The sequence below is a fragment of the Streptomyces sp. Ag82_O1-12 genome (assembly GCF_900182715.1).
GTDB classification, from domain to species: Bacteria; Actinomycetota; Actinomycetes; order Streptomycetales; family Streptomycetaceae; genus Streptomyces; species Streptomyces massasporeus.
Window position 1 is genome coordinate 5,084,845 of the sequence record NZ_FXUW01000001.1, and the last position, 23,939, is coordinate 5,108,783.

Sequence of the window (23,939 nt, forward strand, 5' to 3'; positions counted from 1 at the left end):
AGGCCCGTAGCGGAGGGGGCTGCCGGGCCGGCCCTACCCCCGCCCCGCCCAGGCCCTCATCCGCCCTCGCACGGCGTACCCAACCGCCCCCACCACCAGCACCCCGGCGCCCACCACCACCGACACCACGGGCAGCGAGAACGCCAGCACCACACACCCGACCAGCCCCACCACCGGCACCAGCCGCGCCGCCGACGTCGAAGACAGCGTCCAAGCCGACGTGTTGGCCACGGCGTAGTACGCCAGCACACCGAAGGAGGAGAACCCGATCGCGCCCCGCACGTCCACCGTGGCGGCCAGGACCGCGACCACCGCACCCACGGCCAGCTCCGCCCGGTGCGGCACCTGGAACCGCGGATGCACGGCGGCCAGCGCCCCCGGCAGATGCCGGTCCCGCGCCATGGCCAGCGTCGTCCGCGACACCCCGAGGATCAGCGCGAGCAGCGAGCCCATCGCGGCCACGGCCGCACCGAGCCGCACCACCGGCACCAGCGAGGGCACTCCGGCCGCCCGCACCGCGTCGGCCAGCGGCGCCGTCGCATTCCCGAGACCGCCCGACCCGAGTACCGAAAGGACAGCCACCGCCACACACGCGTACACCACCAGCGTGATGCCCAGCGCCAGTGGGATCGCGCGCGGAATGGTGCGCGCCGGATCCCGCACCTCCTCGCCGAGCGTCGCGACCCGGGCATACCCGGCGAAGGCGAAGAACAGCAGACCGGCCGCCTGCAGCACCCCATCCGCCCCGCCCGAGGCCGCGATGTCCAGGCGCCTGGCATCGGCCTCACCCGAGGCCAGACACGCAACCACCACGGAAGCGAGGAGAGCCAGGACCAGCGCCACGATCACCCGCGTCAGCCACGCGGACTTCTGGACACCGCCGTAGTTCACCGCGGTCAGCGCCACCACGGCCGCGACCGCCACCGCGTGCGCCTGCTCCGGCCAGAGGTACGTGCCCACGGTGAGCGCCATCGCCGCACAGGAGGCCGTCTTCCCGACCACGAACGACCAGCCGGCGAGATACCCCCAGAACTCCCCGAGCCGCTCCCGCCCGTACACATAGGTGCCGCCCGAGGCCGGATACAGGGCGGCGAGGCGAGCCGACGACATGGCGTTGCAGTACGCGACCACGGCGGCGACCGTGAGCCCGAGGAGAAGCCCGGAGCCGGCTGCGTGCGCGGCCGGTGCGAGAGCGGCGAAGATCCCGGCCCCCACCATGGAGCCGAGTCCGATGACGACGGCGTCGCCCACGCCGAGAGTGCGGCGCAGTCCGGAACCGGAGACTGTCATGCGTCGCACCCTACTGATCAGTGCAACCGGTGGATGGGCCCCGCACGTCCTCCCCACCAAGACGGTGTGAACGTGCGGGGCAAAGAGGCCGCGCTCGGGGCGCCCGACGTACGACGCACGGGCCCGGCCTGGCCGAAAGCAAGATCACATGGCCGGGACAGTGCGGGCACAGCGTGAAAGGGCAGGTTCACGGCATGACCATCATCAGCTGGATCATCCTGGGGCTGTTGGCCGGAGCCATCGCGAAGTTCCTGCTGCCGGGGCGCGACCCCGGCGGCCTCATCGGCACGACCCTGATCGGCATCACGGGCGCGTTCATCGGCGGCTGGATATCGGCTCGCTGGATGGACCACCCGATCACCAAGGGCTTCTACGACGGTGCGACCTGGGCAGCGGCGATCGGCGGATCGCTCGTCCTGCTGATCGCCTACCGGCTCCTCTTCGGCAACTCCCGCGACTGATCGCGCCAACCGACTGGCCGAGCCACCGCCTGGCCGAGTCACCGACTTGCCGCGCCAACGACTGGTCGCGCCACCAGCCGACCCCGCCACCAGCCGACCCCGCCACCAGCCGACCCCGCCACCGGCTGACCGGGCCACCGACTGGCCGCGCAACCGACGACAGCCGGCACGCGAAAGCCGAAAGCCGAAAGCCGAAAGCCGAAAGCCGAAATCCGCAGGCCGGCAGTCGGCAGTCAACAGTCGAGAAGGGCGGGCACCGCCGGCGCCCACCCTTCCTCGTATCCGTGCGGGCGTAAGCCCGAGGGCCGGACCTACCGGTAGTTCACGAACTGCAGGGCGAAGTCGAAGTCCTTGCCCTTCAGCAGGGCGATGACGGCCTGCAGATCGTCACGGTTCTTGGAGCTGACGCGCAGCTCCTCGCCCTGCACCTGCGCCTTCACGCCCTTGGGGCCCTCGTCGCGGATGGTCTTCGCGACCTTCTTGGCGTTCTCCTGGGAGATGCCCTCCTTGATCGACGAGAAGATCTTGTACTCCTTGCCGGAGAGCTGGGGCTCACCCGCCTCCAGAGCCTTCAGCGAGATGCCCCGCTTGATCAGCTTGGACTGGAAGACGTCGAGGATGGCCTTCACCCGGTCCTCGGAGTTCGCCTCCATGAGGATCTGCTCACCGGACCACGAGATCGAGGCACCCACGCCCTTGAAGTCGTAGCGCTGCGAGATCTCCTTGGCGGCCTGGTTGAGTGCGTTGTCGACCTCCTGCCGCTCGACCTTCGAGACGATGTCGAAACTGGAGTCGGCCATGTCCTGTGGCTCCTTGTATCGGGGTGCGTATCGTGCGTACCGGCGTATGTGGGCGGTCGCAGGGCCCGTTCAGGTCCCGGGCCGCATCCGGCAAGCCTAGCCACCCGTGGCCCTCCGAGCGCCGATCAATCGGGTGGCGGAGCACCCCTCCGCATCGGGTATTGTTTACGTCGTTGCCACGGAGCGCCGCGGAAAGCGGCTCGATGGGCAGCAAACCCCGGCGGTGTGCCCGAGCGGCCAAAGGGAGCAGACTGTAAATCTGCCGGCTCAGCCTTCCCAGGTTCGAATCCTGGCGCCGCCACACTGGGGAAGACCCCCTCCGAACTGCGGAAACGCAGAGCGGAGGGGGTCTCTTCGTTGCACCGGGGCGTCGTCCCGCCCGGCTCGAAGGCCGCCGAACACCTCCGCGCACACTCGATCGGCTCCGCCCAGCGCCGAGCCGGAGAAGCCTCCCGTGACGAAGGTCATAAAGAGCTGCCCCTCGGCCTTCACCCCGCCTCACGGACCCACGCGGCAAACGCCCCCGTCGTGCCCCCACGGCATTGGCTCTGCCCAAGGCTCTGTCCGACGACCGGGCGATCGGAGGGCATGAACGCGTCAGATAGGCTGCCGCCTCTTTCAACGGCATGTTCCTGATGAGGTGTGAATGAAAACAGGCAGACGGACCGTCGCGGTGGCCACGCTCGTGGGGGCGCTGGGGCTTTCGGTGCTGAACGCGCCGGCGGCTCAGGCGGCGGATACCGGTATCACCGTGTCAGGCATCGTCATCAACGACGGCAAGCCGATCGTCGTAGGCACGTCGAAGGAGGTGGAGCCGCCCATCAGTTTCGACATCGCGCTGCCTTCCGGCTACACCACCTCCAATCCCTCCCGTTACGACGCCTACCCCTTCCTCTACCGCGGCAGCATCAAGACGGCGGCGGACACGGGCGAGAACTTCATCCAGCCGGGCAGCTACACCTGCTACGAGACCGACTCCAAGCACGCTCACTGCGAGGGCGACCTCTATATCGACCCGCACCCGAGCCAGGAGCACGTCGACTCCAACAGCGACGCCACGACCTGGAAGGTCGGTGTCTCACTGAAGCTGTGGAAGGCAGACGGCGGCCTCAAGACCGGGGAGCTGGAGACACGGTCCGCGACCGCCCAGCTCAAGCGCGCGGCCAAGGCCACCACCAACGCCTCGCCGGAGCCGGTCACCAAGGGCAAGCCGATCACCGTCACGGGCAAGGTGACCCGGGCGAACTGGAGCACGAAGAAGTACGACGCCTACAGCGGCCGTACCGTCAGCCTGCAGTTCCGCGCCAAGGGAAGCGACAGCTACAAGACGCTCAAGAAGGCCACCACCAGCAGCACCGGAGCGCTGAAGGCCACGGTCACCGCCTCGGTCGACGGCTACTACCGCTGGGTGTACTACGGCAACTCCACGACCGGCGTCGCCACCAGCGCGGCCGACTACGTCGACGTACGCTGACGCCTTTCACCGGGCTCCTTTGCAACTGCGGAGACGCAGTCGAAAAGGAGCCCGGTGCTTTGTGCCGTCACCCCGTGCCATTACCCCGTGCCATTACCCCGTTCCGTTTCCCCGTGTCGTCACCCCGTGCCATTACCCCGTCCCGTTTCCCCGTGTCGTCACCCCGTTCCGTTCCCTCGGATGAACGGCCCGGCGCGGCAGCAGGCATGGATATCACTACGGTGTTCAGTGCGATGCGCGGAACGAGGAACGCACAACGCGGAGAGCGGAACGCCGAGAAAAGAAGAGGGAGAAGATGACCGGGATGCGCAGGGCCGCGCTCGCCCTGGGAGTCACCCTTTTCGCCTGGGCCGGGCCGCCCCTGCCGATGCCGCCGCCCTACCAGGAGTCACCCTCGTGGCCCCTGCCGGCGCCCGGGCCGGTCCAACCCCGGGACAGCACCCCTCACACCCGCCCGGACCAGGTCCGTGACGACACGGCGGCCGAGGTCGTCGACGCCGTCAACCGACAGCGTGCCCGGGCCGATTGCAGGCCCCTGCGGCTCCGCACCTCCCTCAACCGCGCCGCCCAGCGGCACAGTGCCGACATGGCCCGCGAGCAGCGCCTCACCCACACCGGCAGCGACGGCAGCAGCCCGGCCGCACGGATGCGGGACGCCGGCTACCACCCCGGCTACGTCGCCGAGAACATCGCCGCGGGCCCTGGCACTCCCGAGTCCGCCGTCCGCACCTGGATCGACAGCCCCGAGCATCGGGACATCATCCTGACCTGCCGTTACACCCACGCGGGCGTCGGCGTTGCGAACGGCCGCGGGGGACCCTGGTGGACGCTGGACCTGGCCACCGGATACTGAGCCGGGCACTGCTCTTCCTCGGTAGACCACATGCCGGCCGCACCACATGCCGCAGCTCCCCTTTCCATAGCAATGGAGGGGAGGGGCAAAAGGAAAGGCAAGGAGTCGTCCGCTCCTTGCCACTCTCAACATATAGCGCATGGGGGGCCTTGCGGCAAGACCCCCGTCGTGCCGCAGAATCTCCGACCTGAAGCCGGAAACAGGCGAAAACTGGGGTCTGTCTTGATTGATGTGATCATTACCGGCGGTGGCCCGACCGGAATGATGCTGGCCGGAGAACTGCGGTTGCACGGCGTCGATGTGCTCGTGCTGGAGAAGGAGGTGGAGCCGCCTCCGAATGTCCGCGCGCTCGGTCTCCACGTACGCAGCATCGAGGTGCTGGACCAGCGCGGTCTGCTTGAGCGGTTCCTGGCCGAGGGCAACACGCACCCGGTCGGCGGTTTCGCCGGCCTCACCAAGCCGTCACCCGACCGGCTGGACACCGCACACGGGTATGTCCTCGGCATCCCGCAACCCGTCACCGACCGCCTCCTGGCCGAGCACGCCGCCGAACTCGGCACCGACATCCGGCGCGGCCGCACACTCGTCGGGCTGAGCCAGGACGGCGACGGTGTGACCGCCGAACTGGCCGACGGCACGCGGCTGCGCTCCCGCTACCTCGTCGGTTGCGACGGCGGCCGCAGCACGGTGCGCAAGCTGCTCGGCGTCGACTTCCCCGGCGAGCCCTCCAGGGTCGAGACGCTGCTGGGCGAGATGGAGTTGACCGCGTCACAGGAGGAGCTGGCGGCCGTGATGGCCGAGGTCCGCAAGACCCACTTCCGGTTCGGGGCCATGCCGTTGCGGAACGGGGTGCACCGGGTCATCGTGCCCGCCGAGGGAGTGACCGAGGACCGCACGGTCCCGCCGACCCTCGACGAGTTCAGGCGGCAACTGCGGAAGTTCGCCGGCACCGACTTCGGCGTGCACTCCCCGCGCTGGCTCTCCCGTTTCGGCGACGCCACCCGGCTGGCCGAGCGCTACCGCGTGGACCGGGTCCTGCTCGCCGGCGACGCCGCGCACATCCACCCGCCGACCGGTGGGCAGGGACTCAACCTCGGTATCCAGGACGCGTTCAACCTCGGCTGGAAGCTGGCGGCCGCACTGCGCGGCTGGGCACCGGAAGGCCTGCTGGACAGCTACCACAGCGAACGCCACCCGGTAGCCGCCGCCGTTCTGGACAACACCCGGGCGCAGATGCAGCTGCTGTCGCCCGAACCGGGGCCGCAGGCCGTGCGCCGACTGCTGGCGGAACTGATGGACTTCGAGGAGGTGAACCGGTACCTGATCGAGAAGATCACCGCGATCACCGTCCGCTACGACTTCGGGGAAGGCCACGAACTGCTCGGCCGGCGGCTGCGGGACGTGCGCTTGCGGCAGCGGGGCCGCCTCTATGAGCAGATGCGCGCCGGCCGCGGACTGCTGCTCGACCAGACCGGCGGCGGGCTCTCGGTGGCGGGCTGGGCGGACCGGGTCGACCACGTCGTGGACGTCAGCGAAGAACTCGACGTGCCCGCGGTGTTGCTACGACCGGACGGCCACGTGGCCTGGGCCGGCGAGGACCAGCGGGACCTGCTCGACCGGCTGCCGCGGTGGTTCGGAGCGGCAACCGGCTGAGCGAGCCTTCAACGGCCGTTGGAGTAGGCGCCTTGAACGGCCGATGGGGTAGGGGCCTTGAACGGCCGGTGGGGTGGGAGCCTTGAACGGCCGACGGGGCGGGGGCGGTCGGACCCGCCGCCCACCTCGCCCGCGCCTATTCCCCGGCGTGGGCGAGTTCGATGTCGTGGTCGTCCACGCCGGCGCTCGGGACCGCCAGCGACGCCGCCCGGGGCGGGTAGCCGGTCGCGATGACCGTGTACGCGCCGGTGTCCAGGCCATTCGCCCGTGATGCCGTGAGCCCCCCGGTGTCGGCGGGTCGGGAAAGGGCGTGGGACATGGCCGGGCCTCCGTAGGGGCGTCAAGGGACAGCGCGACCCGACCAAGCTAGGCCAATTGATTGACTTAAGCAACCGGATCGCAGGCCCGCGGCACCCCGCAAAAGGGCGACCCCGCAGGGGAGAGGCATGTCCGGCCCACCCGCGCGGCACACTTGCCCCATGTCCTCCCGCCGCAGAGTCTGCCCCGAGTGCCGCCGCGAGATCGCCGTCGTCGCCGGGCGGTACGCGCGCCACGACCCGCCCGGCGCCCGCCAGCACGGCGAACTCACCTCATGCCCGGGCTCCCGCCGCCAGGCCCGCCCGGGCCCTGAGCAACCCTCGCTGGACGGCTACACGGTCCCGGACTTCCCCGGCCAACTACCCCTGTTCTAGGCCGGCCCCGACCAGGCGGCCGGCCACCGGCGTCAGTTGCCCGCCACCGACTTCACCGCCACCGACACCGGCGCCGACCCGCTGATCAGCTCCAGAGTGAGCCCGGCCGTCGCGGAGGTATCCACCAGCTCCGCCAGCACGGCGGCCACGTCGTCGCGCGGGATCGGGCCTCGGCCCGTGCGCGCCTCCAGGCGGACGAGACCGGTGCCGGCGTCGTCGGTGAGTTGGCCGGGGCGCAGGACCGTCCAGTCCAGGGCGTCCAGTCCGCGCACGTACGCGTCCGCCTCGCCCTTGGCGCGCAGATACACGTCGAAGATCTCGTCCCCCTGGTGGCGCGGGTCGGCGCCCATGGACGACACGATCACGAAACGCCGTACGCCCGCCCTCACCGCCGCGTCCGCGAAGAGGACCGCCGCGGCCTTGTCCACCGTTTCCTTGCGGGCCACCCCGCTGCCCGGGCCCGCGCCCGCCGCGAAGACCGCCGCGTCGGCGCCCCTGAGGCGCTCCGCGACCTCGTCCACGGACGCCGACTCCAGGTCGAGCACGACCGGTTCAGCACCGGCCTCCCGCAGATCGTCGGCCTGTTCGGCCTTGCGGATGATTCCCGCAACCTCGTCCCCGCGCGCGGCGAGCAGCCGCTCCAGCCGCAACGCGATCTGACCATGACCACCAGCGATGACAATGCGCATGCCTTCGACCGTACGCCTGGACAGCACCACCCGCCGCACGACCCCGCCCACACCACGCCACCCATCCCTCGGCACTTCGCCCCGCCCCCGCCGCGGGTGCGACGACTCTCCGCTCACACCACGCCACCCGTCCCACGGCACTTCGCCCCGCCCCCGCCGCAGGCGCTACGACTCTCCGCCCACACCCACGCCACCCGTCCCACGGCACTTCGCCCCGCCCCCGCCGCAGGCGCTACGGCTCTCCGCCCACACCACGCCACCCGTCCCACGGCACTTCGCCCCGCCCCCGCCGCAGGCGCTACGGCTCTCCGCCCACACCACGCCACCCGTCCCACGGCACTTCGCCCCGCCCCCGCCGCGGGCGCTACGACTCTCCGCTCACACCACGCCACCCGTCCCACGGCACTTCGCCCCGCCCCCGCCGCGGGCGCTACGACTCCCCGCCCACAAAACGCCGCAGGCCCACGGCACTCCGGCCCCGCCCCCACCGCATGCCCAACAGCGCTCCGCCCGCTCCCGCCCCCCCGCCCCCCGCCCCTACGGCACGTCACCCCGCCCCTGCCGCGGCAGCCCCAGCTCCGCCGAAGACGCCGAACTGCAGTACTCCCGCACCGCGCTGGTCCGCGCCACCACGCGCCCCTGGTGCACCACAATCCGGCTGTACGCCAGCGACAGCACCCCCGCGAGCCGCTCCCCGCGCACCGCGAGCAACTCGGCCGGGAATCCCGCCTCCACCCGCACCTCGGGCAGCCCCAGCACCGCCCGCGCCGACGCGCTCACCGCGTCGTACGCCTCCTCGGGAGGCAGGCCGTAGCGCGAGGCCAGCAGGAAGGCCGCCTCCAGCGGGTCGCCACGCCCCACCGGGTTGGACACGTCCCGCAGTGCACCGCTCCCGGCGGCCACCCGCACCCCGGCCGCGCGCAGCAGCCGTACCGGAGCCGCCCCCCGACGGTCGACGCCGCCGCAGCCGCCCTGCGGCAGGCACACCACCGCCACTCCGGCAGCCGCGAGTTGATCGGCCGTCCGCGAGGCCACCTCGGAGGGCAGCCGACCGAGGTCGCCGCACGGGCTCAGGGTCACGCCGGGGCGCAGTCCGCCCGCCATCGCCGCGAGCCGGGCCAGTCGGGCCGGGTCGCCGGCGTCCGTGTGCAGGTCGACCGGGCAGCCGTGCTCGGAGGCCATCTCCAGGACCGCCTCCACGTACCCCGTCGGATCCGGGTCGAGGTCCGGCCGCCCGCCCACCACCGAGGCGCCCATCTTCACCGCGTCCCGCAGCATCGCCAGCCCGTCCGCGCCGGCGACCCCGGTCAGCACCCGGGGCATCGCCACCGTCGTCAGCTCCGCCAGTCCGCGCAGCGACCGCCGCGCCCGCAGCACGGCCGTCAGCGCGCCCAGCCCCTGGACGTCCCCCACGCGTACGTGCGCCCGCATCGCCGTCGCCCCGTGCCCGAGCTGGAGCAGCGCGGCCTCCGTCGCCCGGCGCTGCACGTCCTGCGGTTCGTAGGAGACAGGACCTTCGGCGTCGGCCGACAGGGCGGTGTCGGCGTGGGCGTGCGGCTCGGCGGGGGCCGGCAGCAGCAGATAGCCGCTGAGGTCCACCCGTGCCCGGCACGCGCGCGTGCCGCCCGCTCCCAGGCTGCCGGTCGTGCCGACCGCCTCGATGCGCCCGCCGCCCAGCCGTACGTCCACGGTCCGGCCGTCGGTGAGCCGCGCTCCGCACAGCAGCAGCGAGGACGGGTCGGCCGGGCCGGGCGAGGACGACGGGGGCGGTGGGGGCTGCGGCCGGCTGTCGGGCATCGCACTCCAGGGGCTCGGGCTGCGCGCGGGAGGACGCGTGATCACGCAGAGTGAGACGAGCCTAGGACGGCCTCCCGTCCGTGGCCGGGAGGAGCGCAATAGTCGTACCGGCGTGGTCCGCTCGCGGGGCGGGAGGCGCCCCGCGGGGCTGCCGGGAGGACGGTCCGGGCGCCCGGACCGGGTGCCTCGAAACGGATTTGGGTGAACGGCGGCGGAGCGTGTAATGTCTTCATCGCTCGCCCCAATAGCTCAGTCGGCAGAGCGTCTCCATGGTAAGGAGAAGGTCAACGGTTCGATTCCGTTTTGGGGCTCTGGTGTGACTGGCTCCCGTCGCGAGACGGGGTCCGGACCACATCAAAGCGGTGTAGCTCAGTCGGTAGAGCAAGCGGCTCATAATCGCTGTGTCACCGGTTCAAGTCCGGTCACCGCTACTGACAGTAGCCGATTGCGGGGTCGGTCCTTCGATCGGCTACTCTTGCTTGCGTTGAATAAGTCCATCCGTTCGTCTTAGGAGCACTCACGTGGCTGCCACCGACGTCCGCCCGAAGATCACGCTGGCCTGCGTGGAGTGCAAGGAGCGGAACTACATCACCAAGAAGAACCGGCGTAACAACCCGGATCGTCTTGAGATGAAGAAGCACTGCCCGCGTTGCAACGCGCACACCGCGCACCGCGAAACGCGATAATTCAGGCTCGTACACGAGGCCGTTCCCGAGAGATCGGGGGCGGCCTCGCGTCGTTGAGGGACCCGTACCGGTCAGTAGAGCTACCAGGAGGTACCGAGCCATGGCGCTCGACCAGTCCTTCGTGGGGCGGACGTACCCGCCCACCGCGCCCTACGAGGTGGGCCGGGAGAAGATCCGTGAGTTCGCCGAGGCGGTCGGGGACGCCAATCCGGCGTACACGGACGCGGAGGCCGCCAAGGCACTCGGTCACCCCGACGTGATCGCCCCGCCGACCTTCGTCTTCGCGATCACCTTCAAGGCCGCCGGCGAGGTCGTCCAGGACCCGCAGCTCGGCCTGGACTACAGCCGCGTGGTGCACGGCGACCAGAAGTTCGCCTACCGCCGCCCGGTCCGCGCCGGCGACCGGCTCACGGTCACCTCGACCATCGAGGCGATCAAGTCCCTCGCGGGCAACGACATCGTGGACATCCGCGGCGAGGTCCACGACGAGGCCGGCGAGCACGTCGTGACCGCCTGGACCAAGCTCGTGGCCCGTGCGGCCGAGGAGGCGTGAGCGACCCCATGACCGCGAAGATCTCCTACTCCGACGTCGAGGTCGGCACCGAACTGCCCGCGCAGACCTTCCCCGTGACCCGCGACACCCTCGTCCGGTACGCGGGCGCCTCCGGCGACTTCAACCCGATCCACTGGAACGAGAAGTTCGCCAAGGAGGTCGGCCTGCCCGACGTCATCGCGCACGGCATGTTCACCATGGCCGAAGCGATCCGCGTGGTCACCGACTGGACCGGCGACCCGGGCGCGGTCGTCGAGTACGGCGTCCGCTTCACCAAGCCCGTCGTCGTCCCGAACGACGACCAGGGCGCCGTGATCGAGGTGGCCGGCAAGGTTGCCGTCCTGCTCGACGACAACACCGTTCGCGTGGACCTGACCGCGACCTGCGCCGGGCAGAAGGTGCTGGGCATGTCCAGGGCCGTCGTGCGACTGGCCTGACACGGCCGCGACACGCTGTAAGGGGCGCTCTCCATGGAGGGGCGCCCCTTACGTGTGGAGTGACTCCCTCAACGCATCACGTGTGGAGTGACCCCCTCAACGCATCGCACGCATGCACAGCTCGTCGCCCGCTTGACTTAGTTAGTGATTGAGCACTAACTTCTAATGCATGGCAAGGATGAGTGCGGAAGAGCGGCGCGAGAGCGTCATCCGGGCCGCGACGACGGAGTTCGCCCGCGGCGGTTACCACGGCACTTCGACCGAGGCGATCGCCCGCCGGGTCGGCGTCTCGCAGCCGTATCTCTTCCGCCTCTTCCCGGGCAAGAAGGCGATCTTCCTGGCGGCGGCCGAGCGGTGCGTCGAGGACACCATCCGGATGTTCGCCGAGGCGGCTGAGGGGCTGGAGGGCGAAGAGGCCCGCCGCGCCATGGGCGATGCGTACGTCGAGGCCATCTCCGAGCAGCCCGATCTGCTGATGATGCAGATGCAGATGTACCTCGCCGTGGCGGCCGCGGAGGAAGAAGGGGACCGCGAGTTCGGGGAAGCCGTACGCACGGGCTGGATGCGACTGTGGGACACCATCCACCTGCCGCTCGGCGCCGACGCCCACGAGACGACGACCTTCCTCGCCCAGGGCATGCTCATCAACTGCCTGGTGGCCATGGGCTTCCCGGACGATCACCGGGTCTGGGCGGGGCTGGCCCCGCCGGAGTTCGACAGCTGACATGTCAGGGCGGGGAGTCAGGCCCTCTTCATGACCTCGAAAGTTAGTAATCAATAACTAATTGATCACGGCACACACTCCATGGGGGAGCGATGTCACAGCAGACCGCACGTCGCGGGGGAGCCGCCTGGGCCCTCGTCATCACCAGCGTCGCCGGATTCATGGCGGCCCTCGACAACCTCGTCGTCACCACCGCCCTGCCCTCCATCCGCGAGGACCTCGGCGGCGGACTGCACGACCTGGAATGGACCGTGAGCGCCTACACGCTCACCTTCGCCGTCCTGCTGATGTTCGGCGCGGCCCTAGGCGACCGCTTCGGCCGCCGCCGGCTGTTCATCGCCGGACTCGCCGTCTTCACCGGCGCCTCCGCCGCCGCGGCCATGGCGCCCGGCATCGACTCCCTCATCGCCGCCCGCGCGATCCAGGGCGTCGGCGCGGCCGTGATGATGCCGCTGACGCTCACCCTGCTGACCGCCGCCGTGCCCGTCGCCAAGCGCGGCATGGCCTACGGCATCTGGGGCGCCGTCAACGGACTCGCCGTCGCCTCCGGGCCGCTCGTCGGCGGCACCCTCACCGAACACATCTCCTGGCAATGGATCTTCTGGCTGAACGTCCCGCTGGGCCTGGCCCTGCTGCCGCTCGCCCGGCTGCGCCTCGCCGAGTCCCACGGCACCGGAGCCCCGCTCGACGTCCCCGGCACCCTGCTCGCCAGCGGCGGCCTCTTCGGCATCGTCTACGGCCTGGTCCGCGGCCCCGTCGACGGCTGGACCGGATCCCTCGTGCTGACGGGCCTGTTCGCGGGTGCCGCGCTGCTCGCCGGCTTCATCCTCTACAGCACCCGCGCCAAGAACCCCATGCTCCCGATGCGGCTGTTCCGCTCCCGTGCCTTCGCCGGCATCAACGCGGCGAGCCTGCTGATGTTCCTCGGCATGTTCGGCTCGATCTTCCTGCTCAGCCAGTACATGCAGGGCGTCCTCGGCTACTCGCCCACCGAGGCGGGCCTCAGGATGCTGCCCTGGACCGGTATGCCGATGCTGGTCGCCCCCATCGCCGGCATCCTGGCCGACCGCATCGGCGGCCGCCCGGTCGTCGCCACGGGCCTCTTCCTGCAGGCCCTCGGCCTCGGCTACATGGCGGTGGTGGCCACGACCGACGCCTCCTACGGCTCGCAACTGCCCGCCCTGATCGTCAGCGGCATCGGCATGGCGCTGTACTTCGCCCCCGCTTCGCACCTGGTGATGTCCAGCGTGCGGTCGTCGGAGCAGGGCATCGCCTCCGGGGCCAACAACGCGCTGCGCGAGGTGGGCGGGGCGCTCGGCATCGCCGTCATGGCGTCGATCTTCGCCGCCCAGGGCGGCTACGAGACCGGCCAGACCTTCGTCGACGGCATGCGGCCCGCCCTGGTGACGGGCTCCGCGGTGGTCGCCCTCGCCGGCATCGCCGCCCTGCTGATACCGACCCGGCGGCGCACGGAACGGCAGGAGGACCCGGGCGCACAGGCACCGGTGCTGGAGACGGCCGCCCACTGACCCCGAAGGACCCGAACAAGGAGAAGCGGCATGCCCACCCTTCCCTGGACCGTCCCGAACACCCCGCCCCGCGACACCGAGGTGCACGTCTTCGCCTCCCGCTTCGAGACCCGCACGCTGTGGGGCGCCCTGAAGTTCCTCGCCGGGACGCCCGCCGTCTGGCGGCAGGTCCGCCGGAGCCCCGGCGCCTACGGGGCGACCCTGAAGGCGAAGCCGTTGAAGCGGACCTTCTGGACCCTGTCCGCCTGGGAGTCCAAGGACGCGCTCCATGCCTTCGTTCGCGCGGGTGCCCACGGCCCCTCCTCCCGGGGCCTCGCCCCGCACATGAGGGACTCGGCCTTCACCACCTGGCAGGCGAGCAGCGAGGACCTCCCCATCTCCTGGTCCGAGGCACTCCGCCGGCTGCCCTGACAGCCACCACGCGCGCGTGCGGCCCCGCTCCCCCGCGGAACGGGGCCGCCCGTACGCGTGCCCGGCCCTGTCGGTGCCGTCTCGTACTCTTGAGCCCGTGCAGGAACTCCACGACGCCCCCCTCGCCCCGCTGACGACCTTCCGGCTGGGCGGCCCCGCGACCCGGCTGGTCACCGCGACGACGGACGACGAGGTGATCGCCGCCGTCCGGGAAGCCGACGAGGCGGGCACCCCGCTGCTGCTCATCGGCGGCGGCTCGAACCTGGTCATCGGCGACAAGGGCTTCGAGGGCACCGCCCTCGTCCTCGCCACCAAGGGCTACTCCCTCGACGGCACGAACCTGGAGCTCGCGGCCGGCGAGGTCTGGACCGACGCCGTCGCCCGCACGGTCGAGGCGGGCCTGGCCGGCATCGAGTGCCTGGCCGGCATCCCCGGCTCGGCGGGCGCGACCCCCATCCAGAACGTCGGGGCGTACGGCCAGGAGGTCTCCTCGACGATCACCGAGGTCGTCGCCTACGACCGCAGCACCGGCGAGACGGTCACCCTGGCGAACGAGGACTGCGCCTTCTCCTATCGCCACAGCCGCTTCAAGTCCGACCCCGAGCGCTACGTGGTCCTGCGCGTGCGCTTCTCCCTGGAGGACGCCGAGGGCCTCTCCGCGCCCCTCCGCTACGCCGAGACGGCCCGGGCCCTCGGGGTGGAAGCGGGCGACCGCGTCCCCCTCACCTCGGCCCGCGAAACGGTGCTCAAGCTGCGTGCCGGCAAGGGCATGGTCCTCGACCCCGAGGACCACGACACCTGGTCGGCCGGCTCCTTCTTCACCAACCCGATCCTCACGGACACGGACTTCGCGGCGTTCCGCGCCCGCGTGCGTGAGCGGCTCGGCGACGGGGTGGAGCCTCCCGCGTACCCGGCCGGTGAGGGCCGCACCAAGACCTCCGCGGCCTGGCTGATCGACAAGTCCGGCTTCACCAAGGGCTACGGCGACGGTCCGGCCCGCATCTCCACGAAGCACACGCTGGCGCTCACGAACCGGGGGAGTGCGACCACCGAGGATCTCCTCGCCCTGGCCCGCGAGGTCGTGGCCGGAGTCCGCGAGGCCTTCGGAATCACCCTGGTCAACGAGCCGGTGACGGTCGGAGTCAGCCTGTAGGCACCCGGCGCGGGTCCTGAGGCCGGGTGGATCCGCGACCCGGCGTCGGGAGGTGCCGCTGCGTCGGTGCTGAGGCCGGGTGGGTCCGCAGCCCGGCGTAGCGGGGTGCCGCTGCGCCCACCCGTGCCGCCCCTAGCGGCACGCATGCCCGCAGCGGGGGCGGCCCGCACCCGCGTACGGCGAGAAGGGGCCGTGTCGGGGGGTGTCCGCCCGCAGCGGTTGGCGCGTCAACGAGCAGTCAGTCGGCGTCCGACCCCATCGCGCCGTTCCGAGGACGGACACCCCCCGGCGCGGCCCCGACCCACCACCCGGCGCAGGCGGCCCCGCCCCCCCACCCGGCGCAGGCGCGGCCCCGCCCCACTCGGCGCAGGCGCGGCCCCGCCCCCACTCGGCGCAGGCGCGGCCCCGCCCCCCACCCGGCGCAGGCGAGGACACGAGCTACGACGCCAACCAGTCGTCCACCCCCGACAACAGCTTCGTCTTCACACCCTCAGGCGCCGCCGACCCCCGGACCGACTGCCGGGCCACCTCCGCCAGCTCAGCGTCCGTGAACCCGTGATACCGCCGCGCGATCTCGTACTGCGCGGCAAGACGCGACCCGAACAGCAACGGATCGTCCGCGCCCAGCGCCAACGGCACCCCCGCCTCGAACAGCGTCCGCAGCGGCACGTCCTCCGGCTTCTCGTACACCCCCAGCGCCACGTTCGACGCCGGACACACCTCGCACGTCACCTGCCGGTCCGCCAGCCGCTTCATCAGCCGCGGATCCTCCGCCGCCCGCACCCCGTGCCCCACCCGGTTCGCCCCCAGGTCGTCCAGGCAGTCCCGCACCGACGACGGTCCCGCGAGCTCACCCCCGTGCGGCGCCGACAGCAACCCGGCCTCACGCGCGATCCCGAACGCCCGGTCGAAGTCCCGCGCCATCCCCCGACGCTCGTCGTTCGACAGCCCGAACCCGACGACCCCCCGGTCCGCGTACCGCGTCGCCAGCCGCGCCAGCGTCCGCGCGTCCAGCGGATGCTTCATCCGGTTCGCCGCGACCAGCACCCGCATCCCCAGCCCGGTCTCCCGCGACGTCGTCTCCACCGCGTCCAGGATGATCTCCAGCGCCGGAATCAGCCCGCCCAGCCGCGGCGCGTACGACGTCGGGTCGACCTGGATCTCCAGCCACCCCGACCCGTCCCGCACGTCCTCCTCCGCGGCCTCCCGCACCAGCCGCTGGATGTCCTCCGGCTCCCGCAGGCACGAGCGCGCCGCGTCGTACAGCCGCTGGAAGCGGAACCAACCCCGCTCGTCCGTCGCCCGCAGACTGGGTGGCTCCCCGCCGGCCAGGGCCTCGGTCAGCGCGTCGGGCAACCGCACCCCGTGCTTGTCGGCCAGTTCCAGCACGGTCGAGGGGCGCATCGACCCGGTGAAGTGCAGGTGAAGATGGGCTTTCGGCAGTTCAGAGACATCACGTTCACGCTCCATCCCAGGATCCTGCCGCATGCCCCAGCAGTCCCGACAGCGTTTTCCCCGAACGTGGTCTTGCTCGCATGCGCACACGACAAAGCGGGCCGCCCCCGCAAGGGGAACGGCCCGCTCCAAACTACTCACGTGAGTAGGCTGGATCAGTCCCTGGCCTCCGCCAGCAGCTTCTGGATCCGGCTCACGCCCTCGACCAGATCCTCGTCACCCAGGGCGTACGACAGCCGCAGGTACCCGGGCGTACCGAACGCCTCACCCGGCACCACCGCGACCTCGGACTCCTCCAGGATCAGCGCGGCGAGCTCGACCGTGTCCTTGGGCCGCCGGCCCCGGATCTCCTTGCCGACCAGGGCCTTCACCGACGGGTAGGCGTAGAACGCACCCTCCGGCTCCGGGCACACCACGCCGTCGATCTCGTTCAGCATCCGCACGATGGTCTTGCGCCGCCGGTCGAACGCCTCACGCATCTTCGCGACGGCGTCCAGCTCACCGGAGACGGCGGCCAGCGCGGCCGCCTGGGCGACGTTGGACACGTTCGACGTGGCGTGCGACTGCAGGTTGGTCGCCGCCTTGACGACGTCCTTCGGGCCGATGATCCACCCGACACGCCAGCCCGTCATCGCGTACGTCTTCGCGACACCGTTGACCACGACGCACTTGTCGCGCAGCTCCGGCAGCACCGCCGGCAGCGACACGGCGGAGGCGCCGCCGTAGACGAGGTGCTCGTAGATCTCGTCGGTCATCACCCACAGGCCGTGCTCGACGGCCCAGCGGCCGATGGCCTCGGTCTCCTGCTCGCTGTAGACCGCGCCGGTCGGGTTGGACGGTGAGACGAAGAGGACGACCTTCGTCTTCTCCGTGCGCGCCGCCTCCAGCTGCTCGACGGACACCCGGTAGCCGGTCGTCTCGTCGGCGACGACCTCCACCGGGACGCCCCCGGCCAGCCGGATCGACTCCGGGTACGTCGTCCAGTACGGCGCGGGCACGATGACCTCGTCGCCCGGGTCGAGGATCGCGGCGAAGGCCTCGTAGATGGCCTGCTTGCCACCGTTGGTGACCAGGATCTGCGACACGTCGGGCTCGTAGCCGGAGTCCCGCAGCGTCTTCGCGGCGATGGCGGCCTTCAGCTCGGGCAGGCCGCCGGCCGGCGTGTAGCGGTGGAACTTCGGGTTCTTGCAGGCCTCGATCGCGGCCTCGACGATGTAGTCCGGGGTGGGGAAGTCGGGCTCACCGGCGCCGAAGCCGATCACCGGCCGCCCTGCGGCCTTGAGGGCCTTGGCCTTGGCGTCCACGGCGAGGGTGGCGGACTCGGAGATCGCGCCGACTCGGGCGGAGACCCGGCGCTCGGTGGGAGGGGTTGCAGCGCTCATGGGCCCCATCGTTTCAGACCGGAAACGCGCGCGGCACGGGGGTTTCACAGACTGAACAACGTCGGGCAAACCCTTGAACAACCGTGCGGATCCCCCGCACGGCCTGGGCGATCTTCAGCGCCTTCACGTCAGTCCGCCCCCGGTTGCGGAGGCGATCTCGCGCCAACGAGCCCTGCCGCGGGCCCTTTCTGTTCGACGACCGGCCGCCGAGCACGTACACTCACACCTCGTTGGCCTCTCGCAGGCCGCGCCCGTTCGGTGCACACCAAGCATTCGGATGGATGCGGTACGTTGGGGGACACACAAAGGGTCGTAGCTCAATTGGTAGAGCACTGGTCTCCAAAACCAGCGGTTGGGGGTTCAAGTCCCTCCGGCCCTGCTACACACACCTTCGCCAGGATGTGTGCGCATGTACGTACAGCAATGCACCGCCGTGCGGCTCAGACCGGGCGCGGCACGGCCACGACCCGGAATCAGGTGAGGACGAGTGACGGACGCCGTGGGCTCCATCGACATGCCTGATGCCCAGGACGAGGCGCCGGAGTCCAAGAAGACTCGCAAGGGCGGCAAGCGCGGCAAGAAGGGCCCGCTGAAGCGGCTCGCCCTCTTCTACCGTCAGATCGTCGCGGAACTGCGCAAGGTCGTCTGGCCGACGCGCAACCAGCTGACGACCTACACGACCGTGGTGATCATCTTTGTCGTCATCATGATCGGCCTGGTCACCGTGATTGACTATGGGCTCAGCAACGCCGCCAAGTACGTGTTCGGCTGAGCAGTCCGCGAAGAGCGCCGAGGTACCCGGCGCTCCTTTCGCATGTTCCACCCCCATGTATCCAGGAAGAAGCAGCCACCGTGTCTGACCCGAACGTGAACGACGCCATCGAGCCTGTCGAGTCCGTCGAGGACGAGCTCGACATCGTCGAGGGTGCGGACAGCGAGGACACCGAGGCCTCCGCCGAGGCTGCCGACGCCGTCGCGGACGACGCCGCCGAGACGGAGACCGAGGACGCCGAAGAGGCCGCGGGAGACGCCGCCGAGGCGGAGACCGAGGACGCCGAAGAGGCCGCGGAAGAACTCGAGGAAGAGCCCGAGGACGACCGCGACCCGATCGAGAAGCTCCGCGAGGAACTGCGGGTTTTGCCCGGCGAGTGGTACGTCATCCACACCTACGCCGGCTACGAGAACCGCGTGAAGACCAACCTGGAGCAGCGCGCCGTCTCGCTGAACGTCGAGGACTACATCTTCCAGGCCGAGGTGCCGCAGGAAGAGGTCGTCCAGATCAAGAACGGCGACCGCAAGACGATCAAGCAGAACAAGCTCCCGGGCTACGTCCTCGTCCGCATGGACCTGACGAACGAGTCCTGGGGCGTCGTCCGCAACACCCCCGGCGTCACCGGCTTCGTGGGCAACGCCTACGACCCGTACCCGCTGACCCTGGACGAGATCGTCAAGATGCTCGCCCCCGAGGCCGAGGAGAAGGCCGCCCGCGAGGCCGCCGAGGCCGAGGGCAAGCCGGCTCCGCAGCGCAAGGTCGAGGTCCAGGTGCTGGACTTCGAGGTCGGCGACTCGGTCACCGTCACCGACGGCCCGTTCGCCACGCTGCAGGCGACCATCAACGAGATCAACCCGGACTCGAAGAAGGTCAAGGGCCTCGTCGAGATCTTCGGCCGCGAGACGCCGGTCGAGCTCTCCTTCGACCAGATCCAGAAGAACTGACTTCCGGATTCACCGCTTCCGCGCAGGTCAGGCGATCGCTCGAGCGTCCGCCTGACCTGCGCGGTTTTTGGCCGCGCATCTATACCCGTTATCGTTGTGCGGTATGCCTGCGTCCGGGTGGTCCCCGTACGCAGGCAGGACCCGAATCGAAAGGACCCGGAGAGCTATGCCTCCCAAGAAGAAGAAGGTCACGGGGCTCATCAAGCTCCAGATCCAGGCCGGTGCCGCCAACCCGGCCCCGCCGGTCGGCCCCGCGCTGGGTCAGCACGGCGTGAACATCATGGAGTTCTGCAAGGCCTACAACGCCGCGACCGAGTCGCAGCGTGGCTGGGTGATCCCGGTGGAGATCACGGTCTACGAGGACCGTTCCTTCACCTTCATCACCAAGACGCCGCCGGCCGCGAAGATGATCCTGAAGGCCGCGGGCATCGAGAAGGGCTCCGGCGAGCCGCACAAGACCAAGGTCGCGAAGATCACGCGTGACCAGGTCCGCGAGATCGCCACGACCAAGATGCCCGACCTCAACGCCAACGACCTGGACGCCGCCGAGAAGATCATCGCCGGCACCGCCCGCTCCATGGGCGTCACGGTCGAGGGCTGAGCCCCAACCACCACCAGCAGTAGTGGCGGGGCCTGCTCGGCCCGGACCACGACTCCTAAGAATCCACAGGAGCAGTAGTGAGCAAGCGCAGCAAGTCCCTTCGCGCTGCGGACGCCAAGGTCGACCGGGAGAAGCTCTACGCCCCGCTCGAGGCCGTCCGTCTCGCCAAGGACACCTCCACGACCAAGTTCGACAGCACCGTCGAGGTCGCCTTCCGCCTGGGTGTCGACCCGCGCAAGGCCGACCAGATGGTCCGTGGCACCGTGAACCTTCCGCACGGCACCGGTAAGACCGCCCGGGTCCTGGTCTTCGCGACCGGTGACCGTGCCGAGGCCGCGCGTGCCGCGGGCGCCGACATCGTCGGCGCCGACGAGCTGATCGACGAGGTGTCGAAGGGCCGTCTGGACTTCGACGCCGTCGTCGCCACCCCGGACCTCATGGGCAAGGTCGGCCGCCTCGGCCGTGTGCTCGGTCCGCGTGGTCTGATGCCGAACCCGAAGACCGGTACCGTCACCCCCGACGTCACCAAGGCCGTCACCGAGATCAAGGGCGGCAAGATCGAGTTCCGCGTCGACAAGCACGCGAACCTGCACTTCATCATCGGCAAGACGTCGTTCGACGACACCAAGCTGGTGGAGAACTACGGCGCGGCCCTGGAGGAGATCCTCCGTCTGAAGCCGTCCGCCGCCAAGGGTCGCTACATCAAGAAGGCCGCCATCAGCACCACGATGGGCCCCGGCATTCCGGTCGACTCCAACCGCACCCGCAACCTCCTCGTCGAGGAGGACCCGGCTGCGGTCTGAGCCTGACGGCTCACCCAACCGGTCACGGGCCCCGCACCTCTTACAGGTGCGGGGCCCGTTCCCTTTTCCGGTACGTACGCCGGTGGCCTGGGTTAACGTGCGGGAACCGGATGCGAACGGGGGGACGTATGCAGGGCTCGACCGTGCGCCGCGTGGGCCTGGTGCTCGCGGTGGCGACCGCGCTGACGGGGGTGGCCGCCTGCACGTCCCAGGACTCCTCCGACGGCGGCGGCCAGGACGACCGGGCTCCGCAGGGGCGCACCCTCGCGGCCCTGCGCTCCGCCGAGCGCGCCACCGAGCACGCCGAGTCCGCCCGGGTCGAGTCCACGACCACCATGGGCTCGCTGATGTCCATGACCGCCGACGGCACCCTCGGCTGGAACGACGGCATCACCGGCACCCTCACCATCACGTACACCGGCGGCACCGTGGCTGACACCCTGCGCCGGCTCGGCACCACCTCGATGGAGGCCCGCTATCTGCCCGACGCGTACTACGCGCGCATGGGCGAGAAGTTCGCCGAGAAGACGGGCGGCAAGCGGTGGATCCGGTACGCCTACGAGGACCTCGAAGCCCTGGCCGGCGGCTCGGGCGGCCACCTCGGCGACCGGATGCGCAGCACCACGCCCAACCAGTCCGTGAAGCTCCTGCTGTCCTCCGGCGACGTCAGGAAGGTCGGCGAGGAGTCCGTCCGGGGCCGGTCGGCCACGCACTGGTCCGGCACCGTGGCGGCGGCCGACATCGCCGACGCCGGCCTGCGCAAGCAGCTCACCGAGGCCGGTGTGACCACCGAGACCGTCGACATCTGGATCGATGAGCGGAACCTGCTGGTGAAGAAGGCCGAGAAGGCACGGACGGCCACGGGCCTGATGACCCAGACGGCCCACTACGCCGACTACGGCGCGACCGTCCGGGCCGAGCGCCCCCCACGGTCCGACACCGGGGACTTCGAGGACCTGATGCGCAAGCAGACCGGCACGCCCTGAGGTCCCGTCAATTCGGATAGATCACCTGTGCCCCTCTGGGATACGCTCACTGCCTTGCTGTGAAGCAAGCGTGTATTCCTTGGGGGGAATCAATGAGGACATCCATACCTGCTGCCGGGCTGTGTGCCCTGCTCCTCGCCGCCGGTGCGGTCGGCTGCGGTTCCGAGGAGTCGCCGGAGATGACGCCCGCGGCGGCCGTTGCCAAGGCGGCGAAGAACACGGAGGACATCACGTCCCTCCAGTACCGCATGAAGGGCACCGTCCCGGAGTCGGGCCGCGTCGAGGGCGAGGCGTCCATGCGCCTGAAGCCGACGATCGCGATGAGCATGAAGATGAAGGCGCCCGACGAGGGCGCCGGTGAGACCGTCGAGATCCGTCTCGTCGACAAGGCCATGTACCTCGGTGGGGGAGCCGAGATGGCCAAGGGGATGGACGGCAAGCGCTGGCTGAAGTTCGACCTGTCCGGCACCGACGCGGCCAAGGACATGGACCGGATGGGGTCCACGAGCCAGGCCGAGCAGAACCCCGCGGCCGAGTCCACCTTCCTCACGGGCGCCAAGGACGTGAAGAAGGTCGGCAGCGAGAAGGTCGAAGGTGTCGAGACCACCCACTACACGGGCACGGTCACCCTCGACGCCCTGCGCGCCTCGCTCAAGGACGGCAAGGCGGAGACCCGCAAGCAGCGCGAGAAGAGCATCAAGCAGTACGAGAAGATGGGCGTCGACAAGCTCACGATGGACATGTGGGTCGACGGCGAGGACCACACCAAGCAGTTCCGCATGAAGGGCCAGGCCGACAAGGGCCCGATGGACATGACCATCACCTTCCTCGATTACAACAAGCCGGTCACCGTCACGGCCCCGCCGGCCAACGAGGTCGCGGACCTCGGCGAGATGTTCAAGGAGATGGAGCAGGGCTGAACCGCCCCGCGCTGATCAGCCGTACGGGCGGATTTGCTTGACGGCGATCCGTTCCCGTACTCTCCTACAGAAGCCAAAGACCGCTGGTCGTTACCGCGCGCTCATCAGAGGGCGCGGTGGCCGAAGGATCCGCTGAACGGCGGACGACCCGCGCAGGTGACACTGGAGAAGCTCCCGGAGTCCGCCGCTCAGTGCGTGCGTGAAACCGGTCGAGCTACGCCCCGTGCGCTTGCGCCGGGGCGTTTCGTTTTCCCCAGTCCTCCTTCGGGTCCGCGCGGTCCGACACACCCGGAAGGAGGCCGAGGCTCATGGCGAGGCCTGACAAGGTCGATGCCGTCGAGGAGATGCGGGAGAAGTTCCGCAACTCCAACGCTGCCGTCGTTACCGCGTACACCGGTCTCACCGTCGCGCAGCTCCAGCAGCTGCGTCGTTCACTCGGTGAGAACGCTCAGTACCGTGTGGCGAAGAACACGCTGACCAAGATTGCGGCCAACGAGGCCGGGATCACGACGCTGGACGACCTCTTTGCGGGTTCGTCGGCCGTCGCCTTCGTGACCGGTGACCCGGTCGAGGCGGCGAAGGGTCTCCGTGACTTCGCCAAGGACAACCCCAACCTCGTCATCAAGGGCGGCGTCCTTGACGGCAAGGCGATGTCCGCCGATGAGATCAAGAAGCTTGCGGACCTCGAGTCCCGCGAGGTTCTGCTCTCCAAGCTGGCGGGTGCCTTCAAGGGCAAGCAGTCCCAGGCTGCTCAGCTCTTCCAGGCGCTTCCCTCGAAGCTCGTCCGCACCGTGGACGCGCTCCGTGCCAAGCAGGACGAGCAGGGCGGTGCCGAGTAACTCGGCTCGCATCCCGGCCGCCGCTGCCTGAACGC

At 70.2% G+C, this 23,939-nt stretch carries 26 protein-coding genes and 4 tRNA genes; 23 read left to right on the forward strand and 7 right to left on the reverse strand.

The genetic code is table 11. From position 1 onward, the window contains the following. Positions 1-33 precede the first annotated feature (33 nt). Entirely contained in the window at positions 34-1,290 is a 1,257-nt protein-coding gene (locus QOL88_RS23395; protein ID WP_097219188.1) for an APC family permease, read from the reverse strand. A 194-nt stretch (positions 1,291-1,484) separates the two neighbouring features. Between QOL88_RS23395 and QOL88_RS23400 the strand changes: the two genes are divergently transcribed. Beyond that, positions 1,485-1,751 carry a GlsB/YeaQ/YmgE family stress response membrane protein gene (locus QOL88_RS23400; protein ID WP_097219189.1) on the forward strand — a complete coding sequence of 89 codons (267 nt, stop codon included), beginning with the start codon at positions 1,485-1,487 and terminating at the stop codon, positions 1,749-1,751. Between the two features lie 311 nt (positions 1,752-2,062). On the opposite strand, the gene QOL88_RS23405 is transcribed toward QOL88_RS23400, so the two are convergent. Continuing rightward, positions 2,063-2,551: a YajQ family cyclic di-GMP-binding protein gene (locus tag QOL88_RS23405; RefSeq protein WP_031108414.1), complete on the reverse strand. Its 489-nt coding sequence runs from the start codon at positions 2,549-2,551 to the stop codon at positions 2,063-2,065. Positions 2,552-2,770: 219 nt separating this feature from the next. Between QOL88_RS23405 and QOL88_RS23410 the strand changes: the two genes are divergently transcribed. The 4 genes from QOL88_RS23410 (at position 2,771) to rox (ending at position 6,531) form a co-directional block, all read left to right on the forward strand. Further along, positions 2,771-2,852, forward strand: a tRNA-Tyr gene (locus QOL88_RS23410). A 345-nt stretch (positions 2,853-3,197) separates the two neighbouring features. Beyond that, positions 3,198-4,025, forward strand: coding sequence for a hypothetical protein (locus QOL88_RS23415; protein WP_097219192.1), 828 nt, complete (start codon positions 3,198-3,200; stop codon positions 4,023-4,025). 295 nt (positions 4,026-4,320) lie between these two features. Next, positions 4,321-4,878 carry a CAP domain-containing protein gene (locus QOL88_RS23420; protein WP_097219193.1) on the forward strand — a complete coding sequence of 186 codons (558 nt, stop codon included), beginning with the start codon at positions 4,321-4,323 and terminating at the stop codon, positions 4,876-4,878. Positions 4,879-5,100: 222 nt separating this feature from the next. Then, positions 5,101-6,531 carry a rifampin monooxygenase gene (gene rox / locus QOL88_RS23425; protein ID WP_097219195.1) on the forward strand — a complete coding sequence of 477 codons (1,431 nt, stop codon included), beginning with the start codon at positions 5,101-5,103 and terminating at the stop codon, positions 6,529-6,531. A gap of 136 nt (positions 6,532-6,667) precedes the next feature. On the opposite strand, the gene QOL88_RS23430 is transcribed toward rox, so the two are convergent. After that, a complete protein-coding gene (locus QOL88_RS23430; protein WP_097219196.1) occupies positions 6,668-6,850 on the reverse strand; it encodes a hypothetical protein in 183 nt (60 codons plus the stop codon). 160 nt (positions 6,851-7,010) lie between these two features. Here QOL88_RS23430 and QOL88_RS23435 point away from each other — a divergent pair, with 160 nt between their 5' ends. Next, positions 7,011-7,223: a hypothetical protein gene (locus tag QOL88_RS23435; RefSeq protein WP_097219198.1), complete on the forward strand. Its 213-nt coding sequence runs from the start codon at positions 7,011-7,013 to the stop codon at positions 7,221-7,223. A 32-nt stretch (positions 7,224-7,255) separates the two neighbouring features. On the opposite strand, the gene QOL88_RS23440 is transcribed toward QOL88_RS23435, so the two are convergent. Then, positions 7,256-7,912 (reverse strand): NAD(P)H-binding protein, encoded by a 657-nt coding sequence (locus tag QOL88_RS23440; RefSeq protein WP_097223147.1) that lies wholly within the window; start codon positions 7,910-7,912, stop codon positions 7,256-7,258. Positions 7,913-8,449: 537 nt separating this feature from the next. Beyond that, the gene (locus tag QOL88_RS23445; RefSeq protein WP_097219200.1) at positions 8,450-9,709 is read right to left on the reverse strand and encodes an amidohydrolase family protein; all 1,260 of its coding nucleotides are present in this window, start codon (positions 9,707-9,709) and stop codon (positions 8,450-8,452) included. Positions 9,710-9,947: 238 nt separating this feature from the next. Here QOL88_RS23445 and QOL88_RS23450 point away from each other — a divergent pair. From QOL88_RS23450 to QOL88_RS23490, 9 genes are all read left to right on the forward strand, one after another. Next, positions 9,948-10,020 (forward strand) — tRNA-Thr (locus tag QOL88_RS23450). 47 nt (positions 10,021-10,067) lie between these two features. Beyond that, positions 10,068-10,140: transfer RNA gene (locus QOL88_RS23455), tRNA-Met, on the forward strand. Between the two features lie 90 nt (positions 10,141-10,230). Continuing rightward, positions 10,231-10,395, forward strand: coding sequence for a 50S ribosomal protein L33 (gene rpmG, locus QOL88_RS23460; RefSeq protein WP_003948671.1), 165 nt, complete (start codon positions 10,231-10,233; stop codon positions 10,393-10,395). A 100-nt stretch (positions 10,396-10,495) separates the two neighbouring features. Next, positions 10,496-10,948, forward strand: coding sequence for a MaoC family dehydratase N-terminal domain-containing protein (locus QOL88_RS23465; RefSeq protein ID WP_030839763.1), 453 nt, complete (start codon positions 10,496-10,498; stop codon positions 10,946-10,948). An 8-nt stretch (positions 10,949-10,956) separates the two neighbouring features. Then, positions 10,957-11,385, forward strand: a complete 429-nt coding sequence (locus QOL88_RS23470; RefSeq protein ID WP_097219202.1) for a MaoC family dehydratase — start codon at positions 10,957-10,959, stop codon at positions 11,383-11,385. Positions 11,386-11,554: 169 nt separating this feature from the next. Then, positions 11,555-12,109 (forward strand): TetR/AcrR family transcriptional regulator, encoded by a 555-nt coding sequence (locus QOL88_RS23475; RefSeq protein WP_179878938.1) that lies wholly within the window; start codon positions 11,555-11,557, stop codon positions 12,107-12,109. Between the two features lie 92 nt (positions 12,110-12,201). Continuing rightward, complete coding sequence (locus tag QOL88_RS23480; RefSeq protein ID WP_097219205.1) at positions 12,202-13,638, forward strand: MFS transporter; 1,437 nt, start codon at positions 12,202-12,204, stop codon at positions 13,636-13,638. Between the two features lie 30 nt (positions 13,639-13,668). Next, positions 13,669-14,049 carry a DUF3291 domain-containing protein gene (locus QOL88_RS23485; protein WP_097219207.1) on the forward strand — a complete coding sequence of 127 codons (381 nt, stop codon included), beginning with the start codon at positions 13,669-13,671 and terminating at the stop codon, positions 14,047-14,049. Positions 14,050-14,146: 97 nt separating this feature from the next. Then, entirely contained in the window at positions 14,147-15,202 is a 1,056-nt protein-coding gene (locus QOL88_RS23490; protein WP_097219209.1) for a UDP-N-acetylmuramate dehydrogenase, read from the forward strand. A 438-nt stretch (positions 15,203-15,640) separates the two neighbouring features. Here QOL88_RS23490 and QOL88_RS23495 read toward each other — a convergent pair whose 3' ends face one another. Next, positions 15,641-16,672, reverse strand: coding sequence for an adenosine deaminase (locus QOL88_RS23495; RefSeq protein WP_097219211.1), 1,032 nt, complete (start codon positions 16,670-16,672; stop codon positions 15,641-15,643). Between the two features lie 140 nt (positions 16,673-16,812). Then, positions 16,813-18,039: a pyridoxal phosphate-dependent aminotransferase gene (locus tag QOL88_RS23500; RefSeq protein WP_031102574.1), complete on the reverse strand. Its 1,227-nt coding sequence runs from the start codon at positions 18,037-18,039 to the stop codon at positions 16,813-16,815. Positions 18,040-18,345: 306 nt separating this feature from the next. Here QOL88_RS23500 and QOL88_RS23505 point away from each other — a divergent pair. The 8 genes from QOL88_RS23505 to rplJ all read left to right on the forward strand — a co-directional run bounded on the left by QOL88_RS23505 (position 18,346) and on the right by rplJ (position 23,904). Next, positions 18,346-18,418: transfer RNA gene (locus QOL88_RS23505), tRNA-Trp, on the forward strand. Positions 18,419-18,526: 108 nt separating this feature from the next. After that, the gene (secE, locus tag QOL88_RS23510; RefSeq protein ID WP_030839741.1) at positions 18,527-18,811 is read left to right on the forward strand and encodes a preprotein translocase subunit SecE; all 285 of its coding nucleotides are present in this window, start codon (positions 18,527-18,529) and stop codon (positions 18,809-18,811) included. Between the two features lie 80 nt (positions 18,812-18,891). After that, positions 18,892-19,755, forward strand: coding sequence for a transcription termination/antitermination protein NusG (nusG, locus tag QOL88_RS23515; RefSeq protein ID WP_097219213.1), 864 nt, complete (start codon positions 18,892-18,894; stop codon positions 19,753-19,755). A gap of 166 nt (positions 19,756-19,921) precedes the next feature. Further along, the gene (gene rplK / locus QOL88_RS23520; protein WP_003992325.1) at positions 19,922-20,356 is read left to right on the forward strand and encodes a 50S ribosomal protein L11; all 435 of its coding nucleotides are present in this window, start codon (positions 19,922-19,924) and stop codon (positions 20,354-20,356) included. A 77-nt stretch (positions 20,357-20,433) separates the two neighbouring features. Then, complete coding sequence (rplA, locus tag QOL88_RS23525; RefSeq protein WP_097219215.1) at positions 20,434-21,159, forward strand: 50S ribosomal protein L1; 726 nt, start codon at positions 20,434-20,436, stop codon at positions 21,157-21,159. 128 nt (positions 21,160-21,287) lie between these two features. Continuing rightward, the gene (locus QOL88_RS23530; protein WP_097219217.1) at positions 21,288-22,145 is read left to right on the forward strand and encodes an SCO4651 family lipoprotein; all 858 of its coding nucleotides are present in this window, start codon (positions 21,288-21,290) and stop codon (positions 22,143-22,145) included. Between the two features lie 92 nt (positions 22,146-22,237). After that, complete coding sequence (locus QOL88_RS23535; protein WP_097219219.1) at positions 22,238-23,065, forward strand: SCO4651 family lipoprotein; 828 nt, start codon at positions 22,238-22,240, stop codon at positions 23,063-23,065. Positions 23,066-23,373: 308 nt separating this feature from the next. After that, entirely contained in the window at positions 23,374-23,904 is a 531-nt protein-coding gene (rplJ, locus tag QOL88_RS23540; RefSeq protein ID WP_030839726.1) for a 50S ribosomal protein L10, read from the forward strand. The last annotated feature ends 35 nt before the right edge of the window (positions 23,905-23,939 follow it).

Coding starts and splice junctions, on each gene's coding strand:
- QOL88_RS23415 (WP_097219192.1), top strand. CDS start 3,198: ATGAAAACAGGCAGACGGACCGTCGCGGTGGCCACGCTCGTGGGGGCG.
- QOL88_RS23465 (WP_030839763.1), top strand. CDS start 10,496: ATGGCGCTCGACCAGTCCTTCGTGGGGCGGACGTACCCGCCCACCGCG.
- QOL88_RS23440 (WP_097223147.1), bottom strand. CDS start 7,912: ATGCGCATTGTCATCGCTGGTGGTCATGGTCAGATCGCGTTGCGGCTG.
- QOL88_RS23495 (WP_097219211.1), bottom strand. CDS start 16,672: ATGGAGCGTGAACGTGATGTCTCTGAACTGCCGAAAGCCCATCTTCAC.
- rplK (WP_003992325.1), top strand. CDS start 19,922: ATGCCTCCCAAGAAGAAGAAGGTCACGGGGCTCATCAAGCTCCAGATC.
- QOL88_RS23470 (WP_097219202.1), top strand. CDS start 10,957: ATGACCGCGAAGATCTCCTACTCCGACGTCGAGGTCGGCACCGAACTG.
- QOL88_RS23530 (WP_097219217.1), top strand. CDS start 21,288: ATGCAGGGCTCGACCGTGCGCCGCGTGGGCCTGGTGCTCGCGGTGGCG.
- QOL88_RS23395 (WP_097219188.1), bottom strand. CDS start 1,290: ATGACAGTCTCCGGTTCCGGACTGCGCCGCACTCTCGGCGTGGGCGAC.
- QOL88_RS23435 (WP_097219198.1), top strand. CDS start 7,011: ATGTCCTCCCGCCGCAGAGTCTGCCCCGAGTGCCGCCGCGAGATCGCC.
- QOL88_RS23480 (WP_097219205.1), top strand. CDS start 12,202: ATGTCACAGCAGACCGCACGTCGCGGGGGAGCCGCCTGGGCCCTCGTC.
- QOL88_RS23500 (WP_031102574.1), bottom strand. CDS start 18,039: ATGAGCGCTGCAACCCCTCCCACCGAGCGCCGGGTCTCCGCCCGAGTC.
- QOL88_RS23400 (WP_097219189.1), top strand. CDS start 1,485: ATGACCATCATCAGCTGGATCATCCTGGGGCTGTTGGCCGGAGCCATC.
- rplJ (WP_030839726.1), top strand. CDS start 23,374: ATGGCGAGGCCTGACAAGGTCGATGCCGTCGAGGAGATGCGGGAGAAG.
- QOL88_RS23405 (WP_031108414.1), bottom strand. CDS start 2,551: ATGGCCGACTCCAGTTTCGACATCGTCTCGAAGGTCGAGCGGCAGGAG.
- QOL88_RS23445 (WP_097219200.1), bottom strand. CDS start 9,709: ATGCCCGACAGCCGGCCGCAGCCCCCACCGCCCCCGTCGTCCTCGCCC.
- QOL88_RS23485 (WP_097219207.1), top strand. CDS start 13,669: ATGCCCACCCTTCCCTGGACCGTCCCGAACACCCCGCCCCGCGACACC.
- QOL88_RS23475 (WP_179878938.1), top strand. CDS start 11,555: ATGGCAAGGATGAGTGCGGAAGAGCGGCGCGAGAGCGTCATCCGGGCC.
- QOL88_RS23535 (WP_097219219.1), top strand. CDS start 22,238: ATGAGGACATCCATACCTGCTGCCGGGCTGTGTGCCCTGCTCCTCGCC.
- QOL88_RS23420 (WP_097219193.1), top strand. CDS start 4,321: ATGACCGGGATGCGCAGGGCCGCGCTCGCCCTGGGAGTCACCCTTTTC.
- QOL88_RS23430 (WP_097219196.1), bottom strand. CDS start 6,850: ATGTCCCACGCCCTTTCCCGACCCGCCGACACCGGGGGGCTCACGGCA.